This is a genomic window from Fulvivirga aurantia (assembly GCF_009711475.1).
In the GTDB taxonomy this organism is placed as follows: domain Bacteria; phylum Bacteroidota; class Bacteroidia; order Cytophagales; family Cyclobacteriaceae; genus Fulvivirga; species Fulvivirga aurantia.
This window is the reverse complement of record NZ_SMMD01000353.1, coordinates 1-1922: the sequence shown is the minus strand read 5'-3', so window position 1 is coordinate 1922 and position 1922 is coordinate 1. Positions and strand designations below refer to the sequence as shown.

The following is a 1922-nucleotide window of genomic DNA, read 5'->3' as shown; positions in this document are numbered from 1 at the left end:
AGCGTGAATTTGGCCGAAAAGTTTCTTGCTGGACTCAGATATACTCATGGTTTAACTTCTGTAATTGAACCTGTGGAATTAAGTGATGTTAATGGTAATAGAACTGGTAAAGAAGCTAAGTTCGTTAACAGAACATTTCAGATATCGATAGGTTACCTGTTAAATTAGTGGTGCTAACATTCGGTAAGAGCGCATTTGGACTTCACCGTGCGAAGTCCTTAAATACTTTGGTGCCCGCCAGGAGTCGGGCAAGCTTCAAGCCCGCACGTTTTGGGTAGCATTTCACATCCACTTTCATCTCTTAACTTGTAGTGGACTACTTATAAGGATGGGGTTTCAAGCTGCTTGTGGCTGAACTAGGTTCTAAACCCAATACGTGCTAGTTTTATGCCTTGAGCAAAGTAAACAAACTCGCAATTTAGGGGCGTTATACAAAATTAGAGATCAAACAAATTATAATTCACTAGCATGAACACTAGAAAATTTATTATCCTAACATTATTAGGTTTACTAACCTCCTGTTATCCAGGGGATAAAAAAAGTAATCCCTCCAATGACCTGATTCTTGAAAAGATGAATTATGTCACGACTAATTTTGGTGAAGCTGTAAATGATTTGAGGTACGAAAACAAAAACCTAATGAAGAGAATACAGCAAGAAGTTAAAAATAAAGGAAACAGAAGTGTCGATTTAGAGATTGTTGAGAGTGGGAAAAAAGTTATCCAAATGACAGATGAATTATTCTCATCCCTTACTGAAGTAAAATCCGAACTCAAGGGTATATCCGAGCAAAATTTATCATCAATCGATCAACAAAACAATTATATGTTGACCCAGAGGAATGGAGAAAGGATAAAAAAACTTTTGAACAACTATGTTAATAAACTTAATGACATTACGTCAAATAGATTTGAGCATATTATACCTGAACTAGGGGCAGAGTATAACGAACTAGAACTTTTCTTTAAAAACTCTCCTGCTATAGCAAGTGTAGGTACTCTGATAACATTTGAGAACCAAATTATTACTTATGAACGGTCGGTATTAAGCAAATATGCCATGCTCACTGGAACAAGATAACTACGCATAACAATGCCTATCAACGCAATGCTTAAATACTTTGCTGGTCTGTGACTGCTGATGGTCCATTCATCCTTTGTTTGAGTACTTGGCTATGAACTGTAGTACTCACTGGATCTATTTTGCAGTGCGCAGCTCTGTTGTAGAGTTAAGCCAAAACTTTGCCGCTTGGTGCAAAACACAAAAAATATTACTTTCACCTCAATTAAGTACGGTTGCGGTATAAATGCTACACACGTATGTTATGCACAATATCTTATAACACGAAGATGTTTGGAATTGAAAACTCAAAAGACCGACTATTACAGCTTAAAAATAACTTTGAGTTATTAAAACAGGATGAGTTAAACATTTCATTAGCTGAGCAAACCTGTTCGGATGCATGGCATTTAATTGACTGGGTATATGAGGAAAAGAAACAATCTGATATTACTTTAACGAAGGAACAATTTCGCAAGACGGTGTATGAGCAGTGTCAAGAAATGAAAATACATCATGATCTTGTAAATAGCTTTAAGCACAAGAATCTTAGTAGACAGAAAGTAAAAATAATTGAAACTCGAGTACATGGAGGTGCCATCAGCAGTGGCTTTTCCAAGGGCTTTGATGTATCAAGGCTTGAAGTTCATTTTGAAGATAAAAGCAAAATTGATGTTGATGATTTGGTAGAGATTGCTATAAACTACTGGAATAAAGTAATTCTTGAATAATTGAATTATGGAAGAATCTAAAATTACCAGAAGAATTCGACTATCCATGTATCTTTCGATTCCATTGCTTCTATTAACATTCACGGAATACTACTGGCAACAAATTTCAGAGTTTGCACCTCTAATTGGCAC

Annotated in this window: 2 protein-coding genes; both read left to right on the top strand. The window is 35.9% G+C overall.

The features are described 5' to 3' along the window. Positions 1 to 468 precede the first annotated feature (468 nt). Positions 469 to 1080: a hypothetical protein gene (locus E1176_RS01760; protein WP_155208858.1), complete on the top strand. Its 612-nt coding sequence runs from the start codon at positions 469 to 471 to the stop codon at positions 1078 to 1080. Positions 1081 to 1349: 269 nt separating this feature from the next. After that, entirely contained in the window at positions 1350 to 1790 is a 441-nt protein-coding gene (locus E1176_RS01755) for a hypothetical protein (RefSeq protein ID WP_155208857.1), read from the top strand. Positions 1791 to 1922 lie beyond the last annotated feature (132 nt).